Origin of the sequence: Flavihumibacter cheonanensis (genome assembly GCF_022352215.1) — a bacterium.
In the GTDB taxonomy this organism is placed as follows: Bacteria; Bacteroidota; Bacteroidia; order Chitinophagales; family Chitinophagaceae; genus Flavihumibacter; species Flavihumibacter cheonanensis.
The window spans coordinates 1,712,376-1,738,321 of sequence record NZ_JAKRWF010000001.1 but is presented as its reverse complement, the minus strand read 5'-3'; the positions used below and the strand labels follow the sequence as shown (position 1 = coordinate 1,738,321).

At 40.2% G+C, this 25,946-nt stretch carries 22 protein-coding genes; 12 read left to right on the top strand and 10 right to left on the bottom strand.

Annotated elements, in window-relative coordinates; genetic code table 11:
• Positions 1 to 35 precede the first annotated feature (35 nt).
• From MD536_RS07680 to MD536_RS07655, 6 genes are all read right to left on the bottom strand, one after another.
• Positions 36 to 1,139, bottom strand: a complete 1,104-nt coding sequence (locus MD536_RS07680; RefSeq protein ID WP_239597394.1) for a hypothetical protein — start codon at positions 1,137 to 1,139, stop codon at positions 36 to 38.
• Between the two features lie 412 nt (positions 1,140 to 1,551).
• Positions 1,552 to 2,100 (bottom strand): hypothetical protein, encoded by a 549-nt coding sequence (locus MD536_RS07675; protein WP_239597392.1) that lies wholly within the window; start codon positions 2,098 to 2,100, stop codon positions 1,552 to 1,554.
• A 631-nt stretch (positions 2,101 to 2,731) separates the two neighbouring features.
• A complete protein-coding gene (gene mobC, locus MD536_RS07670) occupies positions 2,732 to 4,717 on the bottom strand; it encodes a conjugal transfer protein MobC (RefSeq protein ID WP_262915912.1) in 1,986 nt (661 codons plus the stop codon).
• Between the two features lie 17 nt (positions 4,718 to 4,734).
• Complete coding sequence (locus tag MD536_RS07665; RefSeq protein ID WP_239597389.1) at positions 4,735 to 6,021, bottom strand: relaxase/mobilization nuclease domain-containing protein; 1,287 nt, start codon at positions 6,019 to 6,021, stop codon at positions 4,735 to 4,737.
• The gene (locus MD536_RS07660) at positions 6,009 to 6,404 is read right to left on the bottom strand and encodes a plasmid mobilization protein (protein ID WP_239597387.1); all 396 of its coding nucleotides are present in this window, start codon (positions 6,402 to 6,404) and stop codon (positions 6,009 to 6,011) included. The genes MD536_RS07665 and MD536_RS07660 overlap by 13 nt, the downstream gene beginning before the upstream one ends.
• Positions 6,405 to 6,722: 318 nt before the next feature.
• Entirely contained in the window at positions 6,723 to 7,193 is a 471-nt protein-coding gene (locus tag MD536_RS07655) for a JAB domain-containing protein (RefSeq protein WP_239597385.1), read from the bottom strand.
• A 359-nt stretch (positions 7,194 to 7,552) separates the two neighbouring features.
• On the opposite strand from MD536_RS07655, the gene MD536_RS07650 reads away from it, so the two are divergent.
• The 3 genes from MD536_RS07650 to MD536_RS07640 all read left to right on the top strand — a co-directional run bounded on the left by MD536_RS07650 (position 7,553) and on the right by MD536_RS07640 (position 11,026).
• On the top strand, positions 7,553 to 9,553 hold the full coding sequence (locus tag MD536_RS07650; protein ID WP_239597377.1) for a hypothetical protein: 2,001 nt from the start codon (positions 7,553 to 7,555) through the stop codon (positions 9,551 to 9,553).
• On the top strand, positions 9,543 to 10,160 hold the full coding sequence (locus MD536_RS07645; RefSeq protein WP_239597375.1) for a hypothetical protein: 618 nt from the start codon (positions 9,543 to 9,545) through the stop codon (positions 10,158 to 10,160). The genes MD536_RS07650 and MD536_RS07645 overlap by 11 nt, the downstream gene beginning before the upstream one ends.
• 248 nt (positions 10,161 to 10,408) lie before the next feature.
• Entirely contained in the window at positions 10,409 to 11,026 is a 618-nt protein-coding gene (locus tag MD536_RS07640) for a hypothetical protein (protein ID WP_239597373.1), read from the top strand.
• Between the two features lie 168 nt (positions 11,027 to 11,194).
• On the opposite strand, the gene MD536_RS07635 is transcribed toward MD536_RS07640, so the two are convergent.
• Entirely contained in the window at positions 11,195 to 11,524 is a 330-nt protein-coding gene (locus tag MD536_RS07635; RefSeq protein ID WP_239597371.1) for a hypothetical protein, read from the bottom strand.
• 358 nt (positions 11,525 to 11,882) lie between these two features.
• On the opposite strand from MD536_RS07635, the gene MD536_RS07630 reads away from it, so the two are divergent.
• From MD536_RS07630 to MD536_RS07610, 5 genes are all read left to right on the top strand, one after another.
• Positions 11,883 to 12,491 carry an RNA polymerase sigma factor gene (locus MD536_RS07630; protein WP_239597369.1) on the top strand — a complete coding sequence of 203 codons (609 nt, stop codon included), beginning with the start codon at positions 11,883 to 11,885 and terminating at the stop codon, positions 12,489 to 12,491.
• A 265-nt stretch (positions 12,492 to 12,756) separates the two neighbouring features.
• Positions 12,757 to 13,932: a FecR family protein gene (locus MD536_RS07625; protein ID WP_239597367.1), complete on the top strand. Its 1,176-nt coding sequence runs from the start codon at positions 12,757 to 12,759 to the stop codon at positions 13,930 to 13,932.
• 249 nt (positions 13,933 to 14,181) lie between these two features.
• The gene (locus tag MD536_RS07620; protein WP_239597364.1) at positions 14,182 to 17,403 is read left to right on the top strand and encodes a SusC/RagA family TonB-linked outer membrane protein; all 3,222 of its coding nucleotides are present in this window, start codon (positions 14,182 to 14,184) and stop codon (positions 17,401 to 17,403) included.
• Between the two features lie 12 nt (positions 17,404 to 17,415).
• Entirely contained in the window at positions 17,416 to 18,813 is a 1,398-nt protein-coding gene (locus tag MD536_RS07615) for a RagB/SusD family nutrient uptake outer membrane protein (protein ID WP_262915911.1), read from the top strand.
• A gap of 53 nt (positions 18,814 to 18,866) precedes the next feature.
• Positions 18,867 to 20,147: a TlpA family protein disulfide reductase gene (locus MD536_RS07610; protein WP_239597360.1), complete on the top strand. Its 1,281-nt coding sequence runs from the start codon at positions 18,867 to 18,869 to the stop codon at positions 20,145 to 20,147.
• A gap of 49 nt (positions 20,148 to 20,196) precedes the next feature.
• Here the strand turns inward: MD536_RS07610 and MD536_RS07605 are convergent, their stop codons facing one another.
• Positions 20,197 to 20,496 (bottom strand): hypothetical protein, encoded by a 300-nt coding sequence (locus MD536_RS07605; protein WP_239597355.1) that lies wholly within the window; start codon positions 20,494 to 20,496, stop codon positions 20,197 to 20,199.
• 195 nt (positions 20,497 to 20,691) lie between these two features.
• Positions 20,692 to 21,591 (bottom strand): helix-turn-helix domain-containing protein, encoded by a 900-nt coding sequence (locus tag MD536_RS07600; RefSeq protein ID WP_239597352.1) that lies wholly within the window; start codon positions 21,589 to 21,591, stop codon positions 20,692 to 20,694.
• Positions 21,592 to 21,830: 239 nt separating this feature from the next.
• Between MD536_RS07600 and MD536_RS07595 the strand changes: the two genes are divergently transcribed.
• The gene (locus tag MD536_RS07595; protein ID WP_239597349.1) at positions 21,831 to 22,736 is read left to right on the top strand and encodes a helix-turn-helix transcriptional regulator; all 906 of its coding nucleotides are present in this window, start codon (positions 21,831 to 21,833) and stop codon (positions 22,734 to 22,736) included.
• On the opposite strand, the gene MD536_RS07590 is transcribed toward MD536_RS07595, so the two are convergent.
• The gene (locus MD536_RS07590; RefSeq protein WP_239597346.1) at positions 22,672 to 23,550 is read right to left on the bottom strand and encodes a helix-turn-helix domain-containing protein; all 879 of its coding nucleotides are present in this window, start codon (positions 23,548 to 23,550) and stop codon (positions 22,672 to 22,674) included. The genes MD536_RS07595 and MD536_RS07590 overlap by 65 nt on opposite strands.
• Before the next feature lie 115 nt (positions 23,551 to 23,665).
• Here MD536_RS07590 and MD536_RS07585 point away from each other — a divergent pair, with 115 nt between their 5' ends.
• The 3 genes from MD536_RS07585 to MD536_RS07575 all read left to right on the top strand — a co-directional run bounded on the left by MD536_RS07585 (position 23,666) and on the right by MD536_RS07575 (position 25,927).
• Entirely contained in the window at positions 23,666 to 24,229 is a 564-nt protein-coding gene (locus MD536_RS07585; RefSeq protein WP_239597343.1) for a hypothetical protein, read from the top strand.
• A 26-nt stretch (positions 24,230 to 24,255) separates the two neighbouring features.
• Positions 24,256 to 25,134 carry an RteC domain-containing protein gene (locus tag MD536_RS07580; RefSeq protein ID WP_239597340.1) on the top strand — a complete coding sequence of 293 codons (879 nt, stop codon included), beginning with the start codon at positions 24,256 to 24,258 and terminating at the stop codon, positions 25,132 to 25,134.
• 247 nt (positions 25,135 to 25,381) lie between these two features.
• Positions 25,382 to 25,927 (top strand): outer membrane beta-barrel protein, encoded by a 546-nt coding sequence (locus MD536_RS07575; RefSeq protein ID WP_239597338.1) that lies wholly within the window; start codon positions 25,382 to 25,384, stop codon positions 25,925 to 25,927.
• The last annotated feature ends 19 nt before the right edge of the window (positions 25,928 to 25,946 follow it).

The following is a 25,946-nucleotide window of genomic DNA, read 5'->3' as shown; positions in this document are numbered from 1 at the left end:
ATCCTTGTTAATCTATCGAGTAATCAAATTTTTACTTAATATGATGGGTAATTATCCATGATCTCTCTGGCATAAATTTTTATCGACTCATCAGATTCTAAAATTCCATTTGATCTATAAAATCTCTCGAGTTCTTCTTCAGTTAGCCACCTTGATCCAATGAATGATTTGTTGAATAAGCCTTCGAAGATTTCGTGTGTTAGCGTTGCTGTTCTTATTTCTTTTTTATTTATTGAAATATCGCCTCTATTCCGCCAAGCTAAGGCAAGGCAAACCGGTATGTGTATACCAGTGGAGATAAGTTTTGAGTTGCTTAGCTGAACCTTGTCCGTCGGTCGTAAAAATGCTGAACAATATGGAAATCTATACTCGAATTCCCCATTCAAGCTTTCTGGTTGCTTACAATATCGATCTTCGCATAGAAGACTGTGCATCCTTCTTAGTTGCTGTTCAAGATTATGAGCCTGAGAATAATATAGCACACCATCTTCCCAAATTTTATATTGCAAGAACATTACGCGGATCTTCCCTTGTTCCACATCGTGTTGTTCATAAATAAGATCAGCGCCTGTTGAATGTTCTATTCTGTCTGGATGAAGTAATCTAATTCGCAAAAAGCTATTGGACTTAAGTCTAAAATCGGCAACAAAATCATTTTGGATAACTAAAGAGGCACCAAAATCCCTTCTATCAACTGTTGAGAAGTCTCTTTGTAAATATCTATTCTCAGAAATTCTTCTAGGTCTGAGGGTTTCCTTAAGGCCAGTTAAGGATAATATTTTTTGTTTCACAAACTTTTTTTTATCCGCATCAATATCAGATGCATCAATCAGTAACTGATTCAATTCTGTCAATTCCAGATCAATTAATTGAATAGCTGTAATTGGTGTATCGGAAGTAATGCTCTGCAATTCCGCTTTATTTTGATAGAAGCGTGCTTCTTCACTAAGATTCTTAAACGGCAAAGCATTCGAAACTTCTTGGTAAAGCTCAGGGTTTAAATCGTTGATTATATTTATAGCGGCTTCATATGTCGGCTTTACAGTTGATTTTTTTGCAATGCTTAATGTGTCTCGAAGTGCAACAACAATCTGAAAAGCAATTGTTTGCTTATCTTCATCTGATAAATTTTCCAGCATAGGTTAGTATTGTTATAAATATAACAATTTTATAATGAGAAATTTTAATTATGCTAGTTGGTTCTTAACAAATATTCAATCTGCTTACGATCCTATATACAAAATGAAGGATATCAAAAAAGTAATAAAAATCTGTAGTTTGGTAAATTTATGACAGGAATAAATAGGCTTAATTTGGAGCACTCAATAAATTCTTGCTACAGCTCTGATGTTTTATCCGTACGCATCGATAAAACTTGATCCATACAAATAACGGAACCGCAATTCGATTTGAATCAGTACTTTTTTCCTGTGCAAAGTCCGAAACGGCTACCAGAATTAGCGAAAAACATAATAAAAAATAAATATGAGGCTGACTGCAGTAGTTAAAATTGAGGTACTGTAAATGAAACACTTGTAGATGTTTGTAATATTAATTATTTTTTTTAATCCATTTTAAGTAGGACATGTGTCCTAAATTATTTCTCATGATGTATTCATCTTCCCCAATATAATCTTCCAATAGTGTTTTTGAGAAACCCCAGCCACCGCCTTTTTTCGCTTTTTGTAGTACAGTTGTCAGAGGATAGAAGGAATGTTTATACTCGCCAGGCTTGCAAAATATCTCATCAAGTTGAAGTGTTTCTTTTGTATCACAAATGATTAAAGTGCCACCATTAATACTAAACCTTCTTGCACATTCTAATCGTCCGGTAAAACTGGTTATCTTTTCAACTTTACTGATTCTTTGACATGCCCTAAAAAGAATAGGCCTTGTCGTAGGTAGATAGTTCTTTAAAACGATGTCCCAAACATCATAGAATGCTTTCCGTTTTTCGTTACCGGCAGTGAGAATCCAGTTTCCAATAAAAATAATTGCTTGCTTTGTTATTGTTATATCTTTTTGAAGAACATCTATTAGGTTTTGTGCAATTTCCATCTTTTGTTTCTTTGTCAATCGATATTTAAATGTGTCATTCATTTTGTCTGGATTTGATTGTGTTTACAAAAATTAGATTTTATGAAATGAAGAATATGACAATTTTAAGTTTAGGTAAGTTATACTAAATCTATGGTATAGATTTAGTATCGCAAGTTGTAATATTAAGTTCTTAAGTTTGATTTGATAATGGGATCTACCATATCATTGGTGGTCAATTTTAGATGTAATCAATCATCCAGCCATGAAAATTTCTAGTTTCCTGAGTTAACCTATGCGCTTTTATTACTTTTGAAAATACATTAGTTTTCAGGCAATTCTACCACATTTAAAGTACATATTTATTTTCATTGTCAAAGATTCTCCTCGATGTTTGGGACGATTATCTGGCCAGAACAGCTTGATTATACGTGGGATTTCGTAAAGAAATATTATCAAGTAAGGAGGATGAAAATTGATGGTATGCTTACCTTAACAACGGAAGGCGGAGAGGAAACATTTTAATACCATTTTTTAACACGAATTATTATGGGTTCGTTCTAATAACTCCAAAAAATGAAATTCACAAGTCCAGAATTAGATATACTTCCAGAGTACCTTGTTGAATTGGTATCTTATTCATATTTCAATTTGTTATTTGATGGGTTTACTTCTTTTTTTTGCCAAGAAGGACCTACGTCTTGTTTACCAACAAATGGCCTAATCCTGGGGTTTTGTTTATGCGGTCCATTTCCGCCTGAATAATTTCCTTTATATCCTGCTTTATTAGAAAATAATTACGCTGTACTAAGATGTTATCTATCTTGTTAAACACTTCTAGCTCCTTGTAGGCTTCTTCCTCTTTTTTTAGTTTATTTTGATCATTGATGATTTCGCAATGAAAGGCTTTTAGGTCTATTTTATTATCCGGGTCGTCCGCTACCATGCCCACAAATTCGCCAGCACTCAGTGTCGATATTTTTGAAGGGGGGATAGCGGCTTCCAATTGTTTAGAACGGCTGATAGACATATCCACCCTGTTTATTGAATAATTTTCCCTGTCCTGCATTATTTTCCCGAAACGTTCCGAGAGTTGTTTAGCGGTATCACCTGTTACTTGTCCTGCAATGATATTACCTGTAATATTCATTATTACATCTGCCTGTTCCCGCCCGTAATCCTTCCGTAATTGGCTAAAATCCTGGATGCCTAAGCAGGTCGCAACTTTATTACTCCTGGCTGTGGCGATCAGGTTATCCATGTTAGTAAGATAGATCGTTGGGAACTCATCAAACACTAGGCTACATTTCAGCTTTCCTTTCTTGTTGACCTGCTTTACCAAGCGGGTTACATATAGGGAAAGTACCGCTCCATAAATCTGAATCTTCTGCGGGTTATTGCCCATGCAAACAATCTTGGGGTTGTCGGGATTGTTTACATCGAGGTTGAAATCATTGCCGGATAACACGTAGTATAGTTGTGGGGAAGAAAGCCTTGCCATCGCCACTTTAGCAGAAGCTATCTGGCCTTCGAGTTGCTCCATGACATCATTGAGGTAAGCATTGACGAAAGGGTTAATTAGCACTTCGATTTCTTTTTCTGAACGAAGCAATGTAAACAGACTGTCATAGTCCACCTGCATCAGTTCAATGACGTGAGGCAGCGTGCAAAATTCGCCGTCCTTGTACTTTTTCAGATACCATATGACAGCAGTCAGGAAATTAATTGATGATTCCACGAAAAAGTCACCCTGCCGCTTGATCCATTCCCTGTTCAATCCCATTAAAATCGTACGGGCCGATTCCGCAGCGTCTGTTATATCGGTCATGGCAGACGGCTCCAATGGATTGCAGCGGTGGCTCCTTGTTAAGTCATCAAAATTGATAACAAAAAACCTGGGCGGTTTAGGATACAGGTGTTTGTGTTTCAACCAGGAATTATAAGCAATCTTCGTTAGGTCATCAAATTTAAAATCATAAACGAACATCGTAAAACCTTTACATATGTGCTGAGTAATGACATGTCGAATTACAAAGTAGGATTTGCCTGCACCTGGAGTGCCCAACACCATAATTGCCCTAAAGGGATTGATGATATTTATCCAACTATTTCTCAACTTATTTTTCAGTCTGTAACGTGCCGGAAGATTGATAGAAAATTCATTTTTCAGCAGTCGTTCTTCCTGAGGGAAGGTTTCGTTTTCGCGGTTAAAGATGTCGTCGTTATTGAGGCGTTTGTGGATGATTTTGGAAAGCAGGGTACCCCCGGTTAGGATCAAGAGATAGCCCAAGGATAAACCACACGCATAGATCACTGCCAACGAGGTAACGGGCATTGGTGCCCATAAGACTAGACTACTTCCTATGTAAATAAGAAGTCCGGTCAATGAGTAGGCTATAGCGATTTTGTAATTCATTTTCTCGTCTTTTCTGCCTCTGCCACCTAATAATGATATCGCCAGAAAAACCAGGGCCAGGGCTTTGGATATGAAGAAATACCGGAATAGTCCGGTATTGTGGATATTCTCTAACAACCGGTCCGAAAAGGGACTGACCAAGCCCCAGGTTTGAAAGGCCGTGTATTGGTAATAATACAGGTGTAAGAACAACAACACTAAACTGATCAGTCTTGACATGTCCAGGATTTTCCGGAGGGCTTGTTCGTTTTCGCCGGTACTCATGTTATTTGATTTTATGATTATAATTTTCGGGTAACACGTTTTTTTCGACGGCGGGAGGGGTATCGGAGACTGTTCGGTAAGTAATCAGCGGATTGTGTTGGTTGAATAATGGTATTGAGCACGGAAGATAGATTAGTGTCTAATTGGGAGGGTTTGTTTTCAGCTGGGAGGGATACCGTCCAACGTTCAGCTTGATATTGTCTTATGGAAACTGTGCTCTTTTCGGGACGTTTGGCTTTTCTAAGGAAGTTGGTAGTGAGCCGGTTGATAAGTCCCCGATAAGTATATTTTTTCCCAAGATCACTCCCATTAAATACGCATTTGTTGCGGTGATCGACAAAGGTGATTCCATACGTCTGCCCGGTTTTGTTTTGTCGAAGTACGACATCCACCTGTTTCCGTGCCAATGCTTCCGTCAGACTCGTAAAAGAGTCCATTGATTTGGATAAAACTTCGTCAATGGTGGCTTTAAGATATGCAGCGTGGGCTTTTCGGAGGGATTCATTTTTTTGGAACTGGTTTTCTAGGAACTTTAAGGTGGGCTTGTTGTAAAAGAGGCTGGCTTTAATGGGGACGCCAATGGGTTGCTTTTGCTCATCCAGTACCTGATAGAAAAGGCCTTTTGTCTGGAAGGTTCGGGAATTGGGAGTTCCTCTAGAAGCGGATACATTATAGAGGTTCAGGACGGCGTTTAATTCCGGGAGGCTGGTATATCGGTATTGTTGTAAAACGTTATCCAATACAGATTGAATAGCCGCTTTGGTGGCAGCCTTACCATACGAGACTTTAGTGGCAGGAATCGGGCGAAGTTGGTGAACCGGTTTTTCGTGTGACTGTTTCGCGGAAACCAGCTTGAAGGATTTCTCAATTTCCTGGCGGATTTTTTCGGATTGGTTGCGACCAATGTTGTTCATGTCGATTCGGCTTCCATCTGGTTGCACTTTTATACTTACTATATGAATATGTGGATGACCTGCGTCCTGGTGCTGGTAAACCAAGTAGGGTTGCTTGCCAAAGCCGATCCCCTCCATATAAGTGGTGGCAATTGCCTGGAGCTTTTCAGTAGAAAGGTTGGATTCTGAAGGATGAAAGTTTAGTGAAATGTGTACACTGTTTCGGGTGACGTTTTTGTTGAGTTGGAGTTGATGCAGGAACCGATTTAATTTCTGGTTCAGGGTTAACTGTTCCGGCTCCAATGGAAAGTTTCGGGCAGCTATGCAGGTGGCAACTTTTTCCTTCACCTTGTTTTCATTGTAGTTCAGGATCCGGTGGATAGATGATCCGGTTTTAATTACTGCAACCATTGCTTACCCATTTGTTGAACGGAGGAATCTATCTTTTGAATTTGTTGGTGGAGGGAAGCAATGACCGGCTCGTTGGCTACTAACCAGGATTTGAATTCCGGGATCTTTTGCAGGAGGTGCAGCTTTTTCACGGCCTGGTTGAAGTTGTGTCCAATGTGGTTGATTTCTGCACGGAGCTGCATGAGTTCTGCCATCGCGTCATCCATGGACTGGTTTCTGTATTGGGTAATGATGGGTCGATTGAAGAGCCGATCACGGATATATTCGCTCAATTTTCGGCAGGTGGATTGTTGCCATTGTTTTGCAATCCGGTCGTATTCGGCATCGGTTAATCGCAACCCCACCAGGCGGGTTCGATTCAATTTGGTTTTTCTACTACACATATCACTCGCACGTTTCGTTTAAAAATTTCTCCTATAATATTGTCGCCCCCGAGTTCCGAGGGAGGGCGAAAAGATCGGTTGTTTAACAACCGGACATCTTGCCGATTTCGGTATGCCGGAAATCTCAAGGCCTGGAAGTGTATTGGAAAAGAGGAATGGGGTAGTGGTAGGAGAAGAAAGCTGTTAAACAAACATACAATGGAAAGTATCGTTTTGGATCAACCCCCCATATAATCCTTCCTTAAAATCGCACGAACGGAATTTTGAAGTCTATTAGGAGAATTGTTTTCAAAGGGTTGGACGAGATGAAAGAAAGGGCTACAAGAGCCCTTCGTCAGCGAAGGAGTAATATCCTTCTGAAGTCAAAATGACATGATCCAGCAGCCGGATATCGAGAAGTAAACCTCCTTGCTTGATTTTTCGAGTCAGCTCTTCATCAGCTTTACTAGGCAGTAAATTTCCGCTGGGATGATTGTGGCAAAGGATGAGGGCACAGGCATTTGCTTTTAAGGCGGTTACAAAAATCAATCGAGGATCGGCAACGGTTCCAACGATTCCGCCGATTGATAATTCCATGCCTGCAATAACATGGTTGGAACGATTTAGAAAAAGCACTTTAAATCGTTCCTGCAGGTCTAAGGTATTTTCGTTCCAGCCGTTCCGCAGTAATTCTGCTGCAGATCGACTTCCATCGATGCGAGGACGGTCAGCTACTTTTACTTTGTTTTTGTAGCACAATTCTACTTCACTCACCTGGTTCCAATTCGGGATTTTAGCTGTTGATTCCATAACCTAACTTTTAAGAATTAAAAAAATTAATGATGGAACCCAACCAATGGATTGGCAACCAAGAAAAGGAAGCAACGGAATAAAAGCGGGGTTTGTGAGTAGGTAAGTGTTTATGCCGGAATTTCCTTTTCGCCCGGCAGACAATCTATTAACTTCGAGACAGGATTAATTGAAAAAATTCATACAAATTTCCACTTGAAGTCTGCATTTTTTATAGATCCATCATTGAAAATTGGCTTACTTGTTTTCGTGGATGGATGCTTAATCGTTAACTTTTTTTTGATTTATTGCTTGCATATTTAAATAGTTATGTCTATATTTAGTCATAACCTTATTTAGAAATTACCTTATCCTAGGATATGCACACACCTTCATTGCAAAAGGCATTAGTCCTTATTGCTGCCGTTATATCGTTATTTTCCTGTAAGAAAGAATTTAATGCATCAGAACAATTCATCTCAAGTTCAAACGAAGTACTAGGTTCAATCAATAGTACGAGTTCTTCAGGCTCCACAGGCGACTACTGTTGGGAGGATGCTGAAAATGGACTTCAATCAGATAGTGTGTTGAAGCCAACAATTCTTGGTTCAAAATTACTAGGGGCCCCTTATTCCTTGGTTAAAATGAAACAGGCGTACGTTAATTTAACAGGTAGCAGTATCGGCGTAGTAGAAAATCAAAAATATATCCGCTTCAAGCCCACCAATAATAACCAATTGGCTCAGTTAGAGGATATGGATATTGATTTGTTCGACTATCCTCTTGATTATGAATTAATACAAGAAGGTGATTACTATGATGATGGGGTTACCCCAATCGAACAAATACCCTGGCTTTATGCGGTAGTAGACATGAATTTTGTGGCTCCGTCCGGAATAACTACTGAAGTTTTACAAACGTTGCATGTTCCCAATGATTATCGTATCGAAAATGAGGCATTTAGAATTACCGGCAATTATGTTGATACTGCAGGTTGTTCAAGTGGAAGCAGTTCTGCAATAATGGAATCTATGTCTTCTTCTAGCTGTGATTGTAGTTCAAGACCTAGTGCATTGGAATGCGATTGTAGAGTAGTTTGTGGTTTTAGCCCCTGTTTAACTCCTTTGCCACCAGTTCCAGTCATAAGAATTCCAGCGGGAAAAATTACTGTAAATGATGATGTACTTCAAGCTGATGTGGGCATTAAAAAAGTGCGCCTGGTTGCGCGAAGATTTCTCAAAATTGAACGGACCTATACAGATAATATTGGCAACTATTATTTTACTAAGAGCTTTCGTAATAAGTTTACTATGATAATGAAGTTCAAGAATGCAAATGCGAGTGTTTACGGACTCAGGGGGGCACGTTTATGGAGAATGTTGTTTCCGAATAGAATTAATATGGGTAGATTTAGGGGAAAAGTAAATAATGTGACCTACAATATTGCTGATAACAATGACGTAAGATCAAGAGGAGCAATGAATTGGGCATCTGCTACCATCCATAACACAGTTCAGGAATACAATTATACACATGCTACAGCTTTGGGAATTGGGACTGTTCCTGATAAATTAAAAATTTTGACCTTGCCAGGAAGTGGAAACGGTTCAGCACCTATGTTTGAAAAAAGATACATAACAAGTGTTTCTAATTATTTCTTCCGGCAATTTGTTACTCCATCTATTGGAATGGAGTATACCAGTGCTTACTTAGGTGCGATAGCAGGTGCGCTTGCAGGAAGAATAGACCTATTTATTACGTATAGTGCAAGTGAAACTGTCACAAAAACTAATGATAAATTAACTGAACTATGTTATCATGAATTAACACATGCGGCACATTATAAAAAAGCGGGAACTGCCTGGTATAACAATTTTGTGCAAGCTGAAATAAATCAAATTATTGCAAATTTTAATCAGAGTGATGCGCCATATGGGCCGAAGAATACTCCTGATGCTCCGATTATAGCTCTGGGTGAAAGCTGGGCATATCATACTGGTCATTACCTTACAAACCTAAAGTACGGGGCATTGAGTGGTTCATTTTTTGAGCAAGGTGAACCTTATTCAAATGATTCGCCTATTTCTGGATTAAGTAGTAATTTGAATTTGCTGGAAAATTTTAATCCCACAATATTAAGAGATCCATTTAATTGGATCCCACAAGGGTTGTACTATGATTTAATGGATAATAGAAATGATGATCAGGGGGATTATGTTCCATTATTTGATAATGTTGCTGGTTATACCTTTCAACAACTATTCAATTCATTGGACTCCGACGTTAGTAGCATTCAGAACTATAAAATTCGTTTGTTAAATGAGAATGGAAATAATCAGGCTACTGGGGTTAATACAATATTTACATTTTATGGGTACTAAATTCAGAATCTCATATATATTGGTCGTATTATTTGCTGGCTTCATTACCATCAATGCAACTTGTAATAAATCAGGTTTTGATTGTTCAATAGTCACCAATTATTTTGATTTACCGGCTAAAATCTATCCTGATCATGAAATGCTACCAATTTCTGATTCCTTGACCATATTAATTGATGAGTCAATTATATTCAGAGATGTGGTTACCGGACAATCCGTTAAGTTTGATAATGCAGGTAATTTGGGTAGTACTATATCATTTCAACGATATGATTCAACTAATAGCATGTGGGAACAGGCAGCTAATAATTTTCACTTTTCTTTGATCAAAGGGAAGAGTTCCGACCCTATAATTGTAGAATTAAATAGAGATTACTTATTTTATGAGAACAATAAACGTTACCAGTTTCATCTAATTATTAAGCCCCAAAGGACAGGTCTTTATAAATTGATTATGAGTAATTCAATTAATACATTTAGAAAAAGTGATCCTTGTGAAAAGGCAAATTTTAACATATATCTGAAAGAAACAAATCACAATAAACATTTAATTTCATCTACTGGCGAGGATCAACCCGGTGGATATTTCTATTTTGTGGTTAAGTAGTTGATCCAATTTCAGATACTTCGTTAGATTCGGAAGTTATTTTTGACTTTATGATTCCGGTTCACCATAAGCCTTTACTTATCGCATCCCGGTGAGTTATACCAATGATATTGTTTCCGGGTATACTTTTTAGCAACTTTTCAATGAATTGGATTCTGATTTTAGTGGTATGCAAAGTTTCAAACTCCGACTTCTAAAGGAAAATGGTAAAAATCAATCTACCGGTGTGAATACTATCTTTACCTTTTATGGCTACTAATTATCGATTCATTTATTGTACTATCGTAATTTTTATAGGAATTGCAACTATAAATGCTACATGTAATAAATCCGGATTAGATTGTACTCAGGTAAAGTATCGATTTGATTTGCCCGCAAAAGTTACCCCAGATAATGATTATCTTTCAACTGGCGACTCATTAGTGTTAGAGATAAATGAATCTATCAACTTCGTAGATTTAAACACAAGCCAAAACATAAATTTTAATAATGCTGGAAATTTAGGAAGTGCGATAGGTTTTCAGCGGTTTGATTCATTAGCTCAGTTTTGGTTTGATGCTGTTCAATCATTTAATTTTAAATTGATTGAAGGGAAAGCGACATCAAGTGTTAATGAATTGTTGTTTAAAGAATTTCTTTTTCCTGAGAAAAATAGCCGGTATTTGTTTAAGCTTATTCTAATTCCAAAAGAAAAAGGTTTATATAGGTTCGTATTTAGTAATTCTAGTAATACTTATAGAAAAAACGAACCTTGCATAAAAGCAAATTTTAATATCATCCTTAAAGAAACTTCTCACAATCGATACCTTGTTGGGCATGCTGATGAAGATATTCCAGGTGGTGATTTTTATTTCGTTGTAAAATAGGATTGTTTTTTATAGGCAATCCATTTAATCTTTACGAAGGGTATTAGGTGATTTGCAAGACCATAAAACAATTATCCCTTTACAGAGCCAATGCAATGAATATTCACAAAAAAAACAGGAATTGGAATTATATGGTAATTGATTAAGGACTTACGGATGTAAATGATCCTATTTCTGCTTTTTAGCTAGTAGTTTTTTGAATTTAACTAAATCGTCTTCGGTGATTCCATCCAGAAGTTCCCCAAATTCTTTATGTGTCTTACCCAAAGCGGAAATTATTTTGGATATCGTAATGGCTGAGGGATTTGATTTGCCCCAAAAAATATCAATTAAAGTTGCTTTTCTGAGTTCAGCTTCGAGATACAGTTTGTTATAACTGTTTATGACGGATGTACTCTGATCTCCTTCTATCCACTTCTTTCTATGCTCATTCATTAGTTTTCTGAATGCTATAGCATATTTCATTTGGATTTCAAGATCTTCCTTTGATTTTACCATCTCGAAAGGAACACCTTAAAAGAAATTTTATAGGTACGGAGTACCGTACCTATCTGAAAAATTATTATATTTACAAGTGCCTTTTTGTTGAATTAAGGCATTCAACTTAATTTGCGAATCTAGCTCATAAGTGGATTCGCTTGCGAGTCTCTCGTCCGCAGAAACGTAGGAAATTTCAAGGAGCGAGATGATAAGTATGGCGCCCAAACTCTATAGGCAATATAGGGTTGGGCCTACTTATTGTTTTTGCGTCCTTGGCTATCGAAAGATAGTAGGTCTCCTACGACCTCTGCGGGCAAAGCATGGTAGGTTCCAACCCTTTTTGCTTCTTAGGGAATCTCGCATTTCATTAATTCTAATGCGAAATGAGCTACCATACCACTCTCCCGAAGCCCTCGTCTCGGATTTCCGGAACGGAAAGGAGGCGGCATTGGAAGTCGTGTATGAACTTCATTCCCGCGCCATTCTTCTTTTTGCTTTTAAAATAGTACAGGACGAAGCCATCGCCGATGAAATCGTAGCAGAATCTTTTTTGCGTCTATGGAACAAACGCACCCAACTGGAAACCATGCAAGGGTTGATTGGCTACCTGTATACTATAGCTCGTAACCTATGTTTTCAATACCTCAATGAAGAAAAAAAGCGAAAAGAAGTACTTGTTGAATTCGGCTATTTAGAAAATCAGGCAGTGGATCCGATTTGTGAAGAAATGCGTTCGCGGTTACTGCAGGCGATCTATTTGGAAACCCAGCAAATGCCTGAACAAATGAAAAAGGTATTTACGCTGGCGTACCTGGAAGGGATGCTGGCACCCGCCATTGCTCAGGAATTAGCCGTTTCTGTGAATACGGTACAGACCCATAAAAAAGCAGCTTTAAAACGCATGCGAGCAGCACTGGCTAAAAAGGGCTTCACGAAATGGTCGTATCTAATTTGTTTGTTGGTCGGCTGGATAATACCCTACTAAATAGCATGCATGCAGTAAAATTTTTACTCTTCTCCATCATTTTTATTACTCCCTCGTTCCATAGTAGTGCAACCGAATAAACGGATTGCGACGCAAGGATGTTGCCACTAAAATTTATGGCTCGTATCACCTTTGCAGAATTGCTTTTTTTTGTTATATTTCTAAAGATGAATCAACTGAACGTCGAATAAATTTTTTCCTCCCAATTCACCAAGCAGGTACTTAATTCAATTAAAAGAGTATAAAACCGATCCAACTATCGCCCATGACTATGGATGCTACGATATTGCCTTTATTGTATAAATATTACCAACGTGCGGAACTGACGGCGGGTGAACTGGATCGCTTGCAAGCATGGCTAGCCAAATCTCCCGGGAACCAGCAGTTGTTTGATGACTTAAGTAATTCCGCGGCATGGGAAAAAGAAATGGAAAAGTATGCTGATATCAATACAGATCCAGCCCTTTTATTGCTTCGAGAGCGACTGCGAAAGCAGGAGCAACCGGTAGTACGACTGCGTTCCTGGCTACGTGTGGCAGCATTGGTAGGTGGCTTATTGGTGGTACTGAGCGGTTGGTATTGGTGGACCAATCGTACCACGGATGAACCACCACGTATGGCAGAAGCAAATCCAGTACTACCAATCACTCCGGGCCACCCGGACTCCTTGGTAACGGTGGAATCAAGTAATGGGGTACGGGTCGTACTGGTTGCTGGAAGGCAATCTACCCTTACAGAAGAGGGCCAGGTAGTAGCGCGCCAGCAGGCAGATCAGTTGACTTATATAACTACGGCCAAAAGCGAAAGTAATCAGTACAATATCCTGCGCATACCGATTGGAAAACAGTACAAGGTAGTATTGAGTGATGGTAGTCAGGTATGGTTAAATGCGGTATCACAATTGCGTTACCCAGTGTTTTTTTCCGGGGACAAACGCGAAGTGGAATTAAGTGGAGAGGGGTATTTCGAGGTGAAGGCGGATGCACAACATCCGTTTATTGTTCGTACGGAGCGAGGTGCTGTTACCGTAACGGGAACCCGTTTTGTGGTCAGTGCTTATGCTGCTGATCCTGTAATGCTAACTGGTCTGGAGGAAGGCAAGATTATGCTTCAGGCTAAGGAAGAAAATCATGTCATGCAACCTGGTCAGGTGCTTGCGATAGGGGAGAACCAGCGAATTCAGCCCAGTAAGGAAAAGCTGCAACAGGTACTGGCCTGGAAGGAACAAAAGATTTGGTTCCGGGAAGCAAGTTTTGAAACCATCTTTAAAACACTGGTACGCTGGTATGCGATTTCCGTACAATTTGAAGGCAATGTATCGACCCGTTTTACCGGTGTACTGCCTACCAACCTTCCACTCGAAGAGTTATTAAGCATTTTGGAAAAAGGTGGCGGGGTGCATTTTCGGTTGAAGGGAAGGGTGCTAACGATAACAGAATGAAAAACCAACATAGGCTCATCAACATACAGTAATCACTTGTAAAACAAATGTTCTATTCAAGTGTCCGAAATGGCGGACTCTTGAAAAAAGCCGGCTCCTGGTTGCAACAGGATCCGGCTACCGGATTAACATCCACTCACTTTGACGGAAAGCTATTGTTAACCCTTAATCAAATGTATGCAATTAACTGCTATTGGGAAATCTATGTCCGTTGGTAGGCGGACAGCCGAACTGCATCAAACCTTTCTTATGATCAAACTAACCATCCTACTATTGGTGGCAGCTTGTCTGCATGTGTCTGCTCATAGCTTCGGGCAGACAGTTACCTATTCAAAAAAACAGGCTTCCCTGGAAGAAATATTTGAAGCCATTCACCAACAAACAGGCCTTTTTTTCTATTACAAAAGCGAGGATGTAAAGCAAGCAAAACCGGTAGATCTAGCTGTTCGCAACCAACCCGTTCGTGAAGTATTAGACTTATGTTTTGCGAACCAGCCACTTATCTATTTATTACAGGAAGAGGTGATTTACGTGCGGAAACGAGAAGGTGTCATTCCAGTCGTCGATACGCTTCCTACTCTTATTAGGGGTCGTATTGTGGATGCTACTGGTCGTCCAATTGCTGGTGCCACCATTGGTATAAAAGGAGGACCGCGCCTGATGGCGAGTAGTAGCTCCGGAGATTTTAGTTTAGAAGATATATCCATACCGGTACGGCTACAGATTTCTTCGATTGGTTATACAGCAGCAGAAGTGTTGGTTCGATCCTATGACCCATTGCTTATTACGTTATCCATTGCGCAAAGTGACTTAGATGAATCCATTGTTATTGGATATGGAAAAACAACGCGTCGATTTTCCACTGGATCGATCAGTAAGGTGAGTGGTCAGGTTATTGAAAAACAGCCCGTTTCTAATCCGCTAGCAGCGTTGCAGGGCAGAGCACCTGGTCTTTTTATTACCCAGCGAAATGGCCTACCGGGGTCAGCATTTAATATACTCATAAGAGGACGCAATTCTATCCAGCAGGGGAATGAACCGTTAGTTGTCATTGATGGAGTTCCCTTTCCTATTAATCAATTGAATCAACGCAATTTTATCAACGCCAACCATCCCTTGAATACCCTCAATCCGTTAGATATTGAAAGCATTGAGATTCTAAAAGACGCAGATGCCACGGCAATTTATGGTTCTCGGGGAGCCAATGGCGTTATTTTAATAACTACCAAAAAGGGGACTTCAGGAACTACACAAGTGGACGTTCAAATAAATACCAATTGGGGACGTGTAACACGGGTACCTACTTTTTTATCAATGCAGCAATACCTTTCTATGCGAAAGGAAGCATTCGCAAATGACAATGTGGTTCCCACGCTGGCTAATGCGCCTGATTTACTGCTTTGGGATTCTACCGCGTATACCGACTGGAGCAAAGTTTTAGTTGGCAATACAGCATCTACCTGGCAAGGCCAGTTGGGGTTGTCAGGTGGCAGTCAATGGACACGATTTTCCTTTAGTACGAATTACTATAAAGAAACGACCGTTTTTCCAACGGAGTTAGGTACTTCCCGCTATTCGGGTCGGTTTCAGGTAGATCATCAAAGTAAAGACAACCGTCTGCATTTTTCACTTACCTCTTCCTACAGTGCGGAGGATAGCCGATTGGTCAACACCGATCTGACGAATTCCTTGAGTTTGCCTCCTAATTTACCTGATTTATTCGATGAGAACGGTAACCTTGTATGGGAAAAAGGGGGCATTGGATTTCCAAATCCGTTCCGTTTTTTAAAGGAGCAGTTCAGGGGACGGATGGATAGATTCACTACCAACAGTGTATTGTCTTATAGAGTATTCAAAGGCTTTGAGTTGAAACTCTCTTCCGGATTTAATACGCTTCAATTATCGGAAAATAGTCGTTATCCGAAAGCAGCGCAGAACCCGCAATTTGCAAACGCCCGCTCTAACTTTGCCAATAACCGAACGCAAACCTGGATTATTGAACCTCAGGCGGAATATCGAACAACTTGGGGTAATCATCGCATTGGAATCCTAGTCGGCGGCAGTTATCAAGACAGTAGAAATCAATTACAGACCATTGATGCTTCTGGTTATCCGAATGATAATGTATTAGAAGGTACTGCCGGAGCCACCAATATTGTAACACAGGTTGGAGGTAGCACTTACCGGTATGGTGGACATTTTGCCCGGATCAATTATGATTATCGGAAGTCTCTTTTATTGACGCTGTCAGGTAGGAGGGATGGTTCATCCCGATTCGGTCCTGCGAATCGAATGGCTAATTTTGGTGCCATAGGAGGGGGCTGGTTGTTTCACCAGCTTAAAGGCATGGAAAAGGTAGTGCCGTTCTTATCCTTCGGAAAGATTCGATCCAGCTGGGGAACTACCGGTAATGACCAAATTGGTAATTACCAATACCTGGACACCTGGGTGCCAACTACCTTTCCTTATGGTGGGGTAGCTGGTTTTCGTCCCACTCGATTGTTTAACCCTGATTATCGGTGGGAGCAGATCCGCAAATTGGATGTTGGGCTTGAACTACGCTTTTGGCAGGATCGGCTGCAGTTTAACACTACTTGGTTTCATAGCAAAAGCAGCAACCAGATCGTCTTTTATAATTTGCCTTCGCAAACTGGATTTACTAATGTGTTGATGAATTTCCCAGGTGTAGTGGTGAATAAGGGATGGGAGTTTGATTTTACGTACAATAATAAATCTACAAATAAGTGGAAATGGACATCCCAGTTCAACCTTACAATCCCTCTAAATGAACTTGTTGAATTTCCCGGATTGGAGACTAGTAGTTATGCACAAACCTATCAGATTGGCCAACCGCTGAATTTATTTTGGGGCTACCCTTTTGAAGGATTGAATCCACAAACCGGCTTGTATTCCTTCACTTCAGCAAGTGGGGCATCCACCAGTTCGCCCAATCGGGTGACAGATTTTCGAGTGCTTGGGACTACTAATCCAACATTATATGGAGGCTGGTCGAATAGTGTAGTCAAAGGCGGCTGGCAATTTGATCTTTTTTTACAGTTTGTTCAACAGCAAGGGCGCGATGTATTTTTTAGTACCGGATCTCCTGCTGGTACACGTTCTAATGTACCAAAAGAAATGTTGAATCGCTGGCAGAAGGCGGGTGATAATGCTTCCTATCAAGGATTCTCGCAACAGTCATTTGGTCCAGCCTACACTGCTGCATTTGCGGCCTCAACCTCGTCAGCAGCCTTTGTAGATGCTTCATTTATTCGATTAAAAAATGTTCAGCTTTCCTATCAATTGCCAAAAGGAATTGTACAGCAGCTTCGAATGAGTATGTTTAAACTATTTATTCAGGCCCAAAACGTACTAACGATAACTTCCTATGCGGGTGGTGATCCAGAAACACAATCCAGGAATACTTTGCCTCCATTACGTGTAATCAGCATAGGTATTCAATCATCGTTTTAAATCCGTAAATCAATGCAAGTTAAAACCTATACAAATAGCTTCTATTGGTCTTTTTTGATCCTAGTAGCATGCAATTTTTGCAGTTGCCGTCGTTTTTTAGAAGTTCCCCCTGCGCCTGAACAACAAACTGCTCAAGGATTGTTTTCCAATAACCAATCTGCGGAAACAGCTGTTGCTGGTATTTACAGTGAAATGGTTACCCGCCCGAATCAATTGACGGCGGGGTATGTTTCCTTGTATGGCGCATTGGCTGCGGACGAGTATTATTATTTCACACCGGGTTTGATGGATGAATTTTCAACCAACGAGCTCTCTGAATTAAATCATGGAAGTTTACAAGTGTTGTTTTGGCAACCAGCGTATCGATTTATTCATGCTGCGAATATGTGCATGGAACAATTGGAAAAGAGTGAACATGTATCCTCGGTAACAAAAAGAAAACTACTTGGGGAAGTGAAAGTGCTCCGAGCATTTCAGTATTATTTACTCAGTAGTTTTTTCGGAGCTATTCCACTTAGCCTTACAAGTTCATATGCTAAAAATGCAACAGAAGGACGCGTCCCGTATGGACTTGTACTGGAACAAATAAAAAAAGATCTAGAAGAAGCAATTGCGTTGTTGGATGGGGTGGAAGTTTCTGGAGGAAAAGGGCGGGTCAATAAAGGTGTCGCTATTGCCTTGTTGGTAAAATTGGCTGCCTTGGAAAAGGATTGGGAAACTGTTCAACGGCTTGTTACTGAATTGGAAGCAAGTGGGGGCTACCAATTGATGCCCAAATTAGATGATGTTTTTCTAAAAAACAGTCCAGAAGCTATCTGGCAATTGTACACCGTTCAGCAACAATTAAACACGTATGAAGGAAATATTATACTTCCACTAAATGAGCAAACAACTCCAACTTATTTACTAACAAACTGGTTGGTGGCAAGTTTCGAAGAAGGAGATTTACGCAAGCAGCACTGGATCAAACAGCGGCAGTTTGCAGGGGCTACCTTGTATTATCCGTATAAATTTAAGGTCAGAGGGGGAACCGGAACCTATCCGGAACTTGAATGCAATACTCCATTACGATATGCTGACATGTTGTTGTTAAGGGCTGAAGCAGCCATTCACCTAGGTGATCTATCCGGTGGCTTAGCAGATTTAAATGCTGTTCGGGTGCGAGCCGGATTAGCAGCTATTGAATCTGGTGAAGCAGAAGAATTATTGGAGGCTGTATTTAATGAACGACGTTGGGAATTGTTTGGTGAGTGGGGCAATCGCTGGTTTGACTTGAAACGGACTGGACGGGTAGATGGTGTTATGTCGAACTTAAAACCTGCTACCTGGCAATCAACTGACCAGCTTTGGCCGATACCCATCGCTGAATTGAAACTTAATCCCAACCTAACTCAAAACGAAGGTTATTAATGATACAGTTAATAAGCAGAAGGGGCATGCTATATATTATAGGAATGCTTCTTATGAGTAATTTGTTTGCACAAACGGATTCCTTACAAATTGGTGATGTGTTACCCAAAATCAAGATTATTGGATTTCGAACAATGGAATCCCACAGTACTACTGAAGTGTTTTCATTTGAAGGGCGACCCACTATTTTGGATTTTTGGAGTGTTTGGTGTGCATCCTGTATTAAAGCGTTACCAGGATTAGACAGCTTGCAACAGGTATTTGGTGACAGCATACAAATTATTTCAGTTACCCGAAATACCAAAGAAGAGGTACAAAAGACCTTACAACGTTTTGGTTTTTGGCCACGACACCTAAGAATAATATATCAGGATTCAACATTCAATCAACTGTTTCCTCATGTTTCAGAACCATTTCATGTATGGCTGGATAAAAATTCTGTAGTGCGTCATATTACAGGTGGGTATAATGCCACTTTTGAGCACATGCTCAGTTTTCTTCGCGGGGAATCACTTCATTTATCCGAAACTCGGAATAATGATACGCTGGGTATTGGCAGTCCAGTTGGCTTTCCCGTTCAAGCCGCCTTGTATCCGTATGTACAATCCTATTCCTTGTTTTTTAAAGGGATGGATGAACAAACAAGTAAAAATGGATTTTTTTTGAAACCACTTTCGGATGATTCCAGTAAGTTACTGCTTCAATTTTTTAACCAACCGCTCTATAAAATTTATGCGATTGCCTACTCAAACGAGTTATTTGGGTTTGATCTTCGGTTCCTACAATTATTACCCATTGCGCAGATACAGCTAACTACGAGGGATAGCAGTCGGTTTTTTTTACCAAAGGATGGAAATTTGAGGGATGCCTGGAAGAAGCGGTTTCTTGTTTCTTACGAAGCTGTCCAAAGAGGATTGAGCACAAAAAAAATACTACAACGATTGCGATCCGATTTGGAACAGGAATTCCCTTACAAAGCAACCATTGAAAAGAGAAAGATGAAGGCATTGGTTCTACGAACAAAGCCCGGTAAGGTAATGGATAATTTTTATGCATGCTTGCCACCGAAAGTAATTGTAACTGATAACTCCTATATAGTTCGGAATACTACCTTACAGGCTTCTTTAGTTCAGGATTTGAGAAGAGGGCAATTATATGGTAAGTATCCTATTGTAGATGAAACAGGCGTTGATGAACGAGTTAGTTTTCAACTTTCATGTACACCTGATGCATCCATAGAAATTTTGCAATATTGTTTGCCTTCTATAGGATTAGAGCTCTCGATTGAAGAACGTTTCGTTAATGTGCTTGTTATTCAGGATTTTTCTCTGTAGTGTTTAGTTTTTAAAAAAGCAGCCGCCTTCAGGCGGCTGCTTTTTTGTATCAGGGTGCTGATTTAAAACGTGATTGCTGAATGGTGGAGAGATCTGGTAAATTGGGTGAACCTGTTTGAGGAACGGCCAAAATTTCACACAGATACGTCTCATCAGTTGGGCATTCCGGAGAATTGTCTCCATCGACTGAATACTGGCTTGCGATGTTTTCCTGTCCAGGGCTGCCGTTAAAATCAAACCAAACAGCCATTAATTCCGGAGTTGCTTTTGGTTCTTCTTTCGCTGTAACAGCCAACGTAACAATTAGTGCAAAGAACAAAGCGGAAAATCCAATTACATACTTTTTCATACGTTTCTTTTTTTATAGTTAAGGTGCTTACTCTTTTAGCAGGTTTTCAGCATTCCCCTGGTATTGCAATACGATCTTTAATTTTTTAACTGTCTCATTTGATAAGGTTATTGTATAAAGTTCAACTGATTGATTGGGATCAGAAAACATCAACGCTTCTTTCTTTTATAGCATTTGTAGAAAAATTTATAGATTTCATAAGCCAAATTGTTGTTGATACTTTTTGGGAGGAAGCCCAAATAATTTGGTGAACAGGGTTGTGAAATGGTATACATTGGCATATCCCACGCGAACTGCAATTTCTTTTATGGAAACTTCTTTCTTAAGCAGTAAGCTAGCGGCTGTTTGCAAACGGTATTGATTGATTAGGTCAATTATAGAACAACCGTAAAGGCCTTTAATGCATTTTCTGAAATAGGGTTTATTGGTAATGCCTGCTTCGGAAAGTAATTCATCGATCAATAAATGTTGGTGGGATATGCTCAGTAAAGCTGCCTTTTGTTGATACACAGTAGCGGCGATGTCCAGGGAAATAAAACGGGCTTGCTCCGCAAACTGATGTAAGGAAGAAAGTATGTCGATTAAAGTCCGAAGTGCAATGGCAGATGGAAGGTGTTGTAAGAAAGGGTGGGGAATCTGTTGAGGAACCTGTACGGCCAGTTGATGCCATTTGGAAGCAGGCCATATTTTGGGCTGTGGTAACAAAAATCGAGGATGTAAAAAATTGCTGACTTGTTGCTGGATCCGGGTGATTTGAATAATTTCTTTGAAGCTGTCCTCTGAAAATCGTAGAATCATCCACCCGTAGGTTTGTCCCTTTCGCAAGCGAATGGTAAAGGACATATACGGACTGTACAACAATTGAAAGCCGGTTTCATGCAGGGTGATTTCTCCATTGCCGGTAATGTGAATATCAGCACTGTTCTGAATCAAAGAAAAACAAAGAAAGGGATAGTCATCTGCCATGATCATGAGTTGATCCGCATTTTCGGTGGTTACCCAACCCCATTCAATGGAACCATCGGTATCTTCTAAAAGTTGCCCCAATAACTTCCAGTCCGGAGTAGTTACCGCAAACAGGCCGGTTCGTTCCATTGCCACTTGGGGTTCAAGGACACAAGGGCCCCATCGGTCAGAGATGTAGGAGCTAGGCACCTGTTAGTTTTTTTGGAAATTAAAGTAGTAGTTGAAAGCATATTGTAAAACTCCAGATTAAAAACTTTGATTCCTGTCAATTTCCTATTCCTGGCTATTTGTATTTCCCTTTATTAAATGGTATCTTACTAGTTAGGTTATCAGAGATTCTGGCAACCGTGCATCAAATAAACCTTTCCATGAGTATAAATCCCTTTATCCATAGACCGGGTGCAAAAGCTATGCATTGGCAGCTGGATCGGTTTCCTGGATTTCAGGTGTACCGATTTATGAACGAACCTGCAACCAGTCCCGGTTGGGCTATCCTTGCCAAGGAGCCACTCCTTTATTGGACGATTTGTTTACAAGGTGCCCTGCGTTTACGAACTTCGACCTCTCACCAATTGCTTCCTGCGCACATGGCGCTCATCAGTTGTTTACGTGAGGGGAAGGAACGTTGGCAGATTGGTAGCCAACAACCGGCCAGTGGCTGGGTATTCCAATTATCACTGCGTGAAATCAAGGACTGGTTGACAAAAAAAGTTGCTAGTAATTGGTGGCCTTATTTTGTTGATCCCTTTTCGGATTCCGTCTTTAAGGAACATTCTTTTCTATTGACTCTTCAACAGGAGCGCTTTTTTCAGCAACTATCCATTCGTGCTGGTCCCCACTTTCTAGTGGAAGATCAACTCGCATTGGAACAACAGGCGTTTCAGTTATTGGAGCAATTGGTATTAACCCAGGCAACTGGATCGGTAACCGACTTAGCGGATGAAGAGGAACGGGTATTGGCTTTGGTGCCCTATATTCTACAGGAACTGGATAAGCCGATCACGTTGTCGATCCTGTTGCATTTCACGGGCATGAATGTGTTACGGTTGCAAACGCTCTGCAAACAATTATATGGCCAGTCCTTACATTCCTTTGTCCAACTGATGCGTATTGAAAAGGCAAAAGAATTGTTGCTTCATAGCAATGAATCCATTCTGGCAGTAGGTATTCAAGTAGGATTTTCCTCACCAAGTTATTTTTCCCGTGTGTTTAAGCAACGGGTAGGTGTGGAGCCGCGTGTCTTTCGGAAAAGGGGAATACGTGCAACTGCTTGACTTGTTTTCGGAATACATGCGGAGTGATTCCGAAATGCGCTTTAAAGGCTGTAATAAAATTTTCATCCGACTGGTACTGCAATTGCTTGGCAATATATTCAATGGTGAATTGGTTTTGATGCAGCAATTGAACAGCATAGGTCATTTTAAGGCGCAACAACCATTGCTGTGGAGTGCAATTAAAAATGGATTTGATGAGGAGGTTGAATTTATAGGATTTGATGTGAAGAGCGGAACACAGTTGCTGAATGGATCGAATGGCAGCACCAAAGGATAAGAGTTGCTGCTCCACCTGAATGATTTTCTGCGTTTCTTGAAAAGGCAGCCGTGTTGTTGCTGGTGGAGCAGAACAAGTGGTTGCAGTTATCAGCGTGCGGATGAAATAGGGTAATCGAGTCGACGCATGTGTAAGATTGGAAGTTTCACTGAGCAATAATAACAAGGGGTAACTGATTGGGGGTGTTATTTCGGAGGCAGTGGCAAGTGGGAAGTTGGGTGTGGGCTGCCATACGTCGAGGGGGATCTGTAAAAGGAGTGCACTTGCTTGAGGAAGAAGGGTTAGGACGGAGCCGGTAGGCTGCGCTCCGGATTCAAAGAGACCATGATTGGCAGCAGGAAGCGGTTGTCCATTCCAGTAAACTGTGGCCTGGAGACAGAAAATCCATTGGAGCGTGTTTGGTAGCAGATCATGGGGGACGACGCGAGACGCTTTTGTTGCTTCATAGAAATGCAACTGACAGGTTGCTGTTCCAAGCATACAGGGTTGAGCATTTCCAGTAGTTGAAACCCGTGATAAAACGGTGCTTTTTTTCAAAGTATAAAAGTTTAGCGTATAGAAAGTACAATTTATAGTTTATGGAATCAAGGATATTCGAATATATAAAGAATGGATTTACCTGGGCGGTAGACGGAATATGATGGGAGAACCGATGATAGCGTCCCTATATCCGTTTGAACAACCCCCAACCTGGTTGGAATGGATAGATGATAATGGATTATCATGGCAATTTCGGGCCTGCTGGATTGTTCGCGACCTGCAGCAGGTATATGCTGTTTTGAATGATCCAACCCATTTGACCAATCAGATTTGGGAGATACAAACGGAACGTTTGATCCATCGTATTCAACGGCGTTTAAAGACGCAAGGTGAACAGTCGGTGGTGGTAGAAAGGCAAGGGAAAGTGCTCAGTTATTGGGAACTGGTACCGGTGAGTAGAACCAATTTATTGATCCATTGCCCGCTATTGGTGGAGGGTTGGGTATTGTATTATTTGGTACCCAGGGAGACTTGCCATACCGATAGTTGGTTAGCTGCTCTTAGAATGGTAATGGAATTTGTTCGGTCCGGTAGTCGTTGTGCGTTGCAGTTATTGGTGGAGTTACCAGGTACCCACGAACGCATGCAGCGATTCATGGAATCCATCGGCTTTGAACTGATTGCTACCTATACCAATCCGCTTGGTTGGGTGGTATTGTATCGTTGGTCGTCCTGATTTTAGTACCTTAAATCTTCCTATGTATGAACGCCAGACAATGGAGAGTTTTGGAGGGAGCACCGGTAGACATTCAGGAACGGTATGCTCAATTACTGCAGGAGCTTGAAACGCTCAGCGTACAGCCGGGTAATAATGCATTAGCGGTTGCGAGTGCTGCCTGGAAAGCAAGTAGAGTGGCATTAAACTGGTTAAAAACCTATTTGGAACAACATCCCATAGTAGCTGTTGAAGCAGAAATTATCTTTTTCAAAAAAATCAAGCCGGTCTTTCAACAGGAGTATTTGTATTGGATGAGTGTATTTGAGGGCTGGCTACATTTTCCAATGGGGACGGAAAAAGCCGTTAAGAAATATGTACAACAACAGTTGGACTCCCTGGCACATTTTCAACAAGTACACACTGCTTTTTTTCAGTACCTGCGCCTGGAACGTACGGATCTTGATCGACAGTATTTTACCCGGCAAAGTAGCGGCGATGAGGAGTTGTTGGACCCCTTGCTACTGGATCGGGATCGAACCTGGTCTACCGGTTATGATGTGTTAGTTGCCAGGTATTGGGCCAATGAAAGGCTGGTAGCTTATTGGCAACAGGTATTGGTAACGTCAACTGAACAACCTGCTCCAACAGGTCCGGAACAAAAATACCTCCCCCTTCGGTGGACAGCATCTAAGGCGGCACTGGTAGAGTTGATTTATGCATTACAAAGTTCGGGTGTATATAATAATGGTCAGGTGGAATTGAAACAACTGGTCAATTTTTTCAGCCATTATTTTCAGGTTGACTTGGGAAATTTCTACCATGTCTTTAATGAAATCCGATTAAGAAAAAAGAATCGGACCCAATTGCTGGATCTACTGAAGCAAAAAGTAGTTGCCAAAATGGATGAGCTAGATTTGAATTAGATGAATTTCGATGAAATTTATTTCTAAAATAAGTATTACTATTTATATTAAAATACAAAGTGTTTTTTTATTCACAGTACTTCTTTTATTATTACTATCTATTATGTTGATTTAAATAGGTGTAACAAGTAGATTACCACTTTGAGGTATTAATTCAAAAAATTTACTTCTTACATTCAATACTAGTCAATTGAAGTAATTAATATTTACTATGTAATTACTCTTTAAAAACTAACCAAAAAATTCTATGAGATTTATTTATTTTACCGTATTAGCCTTTCTTTGTGCAAGTAGTTGCTTTAGCCAAATAACTAAAAACAATTGGTTGATGGGTGGTCAGTTATCATTCGATCATTCAAAGACAAAAACGGATCAAAGTGAGATTAGTTCAACAGTATTTCAAGGTAAGCCAAACGTAGGTTATTTTTTTGTTGATAAGTTAGCAGGTGGTATTGCATTCGATCTAATCCACAGCATTTCTACATTAAGTTCAAAAACACGGGTTACAACTTTTGGGGTTGGACCATTTATCCGTTATTATTTTTTAAATACTGATAATAGAATAAATGTTGTTTCTGATGCTCGTATTGGATTTAATGTGACATCAAATAACCAAAATTCTTTAAAAAACAGATATACTTCTTACAGTTTTTCCGCTGGGCCGTCCGTATTCTTAAATTCCAGTGTGGCAATGGAATTGCTAATAGGATATACAGGATACCAAGCGTCAACCAGTAGCAATAATGGTATACGAGCTTCAATTGGATTTCAAATTCACCTAGAACGGGAATGATAAGTATAAACCTAAACCT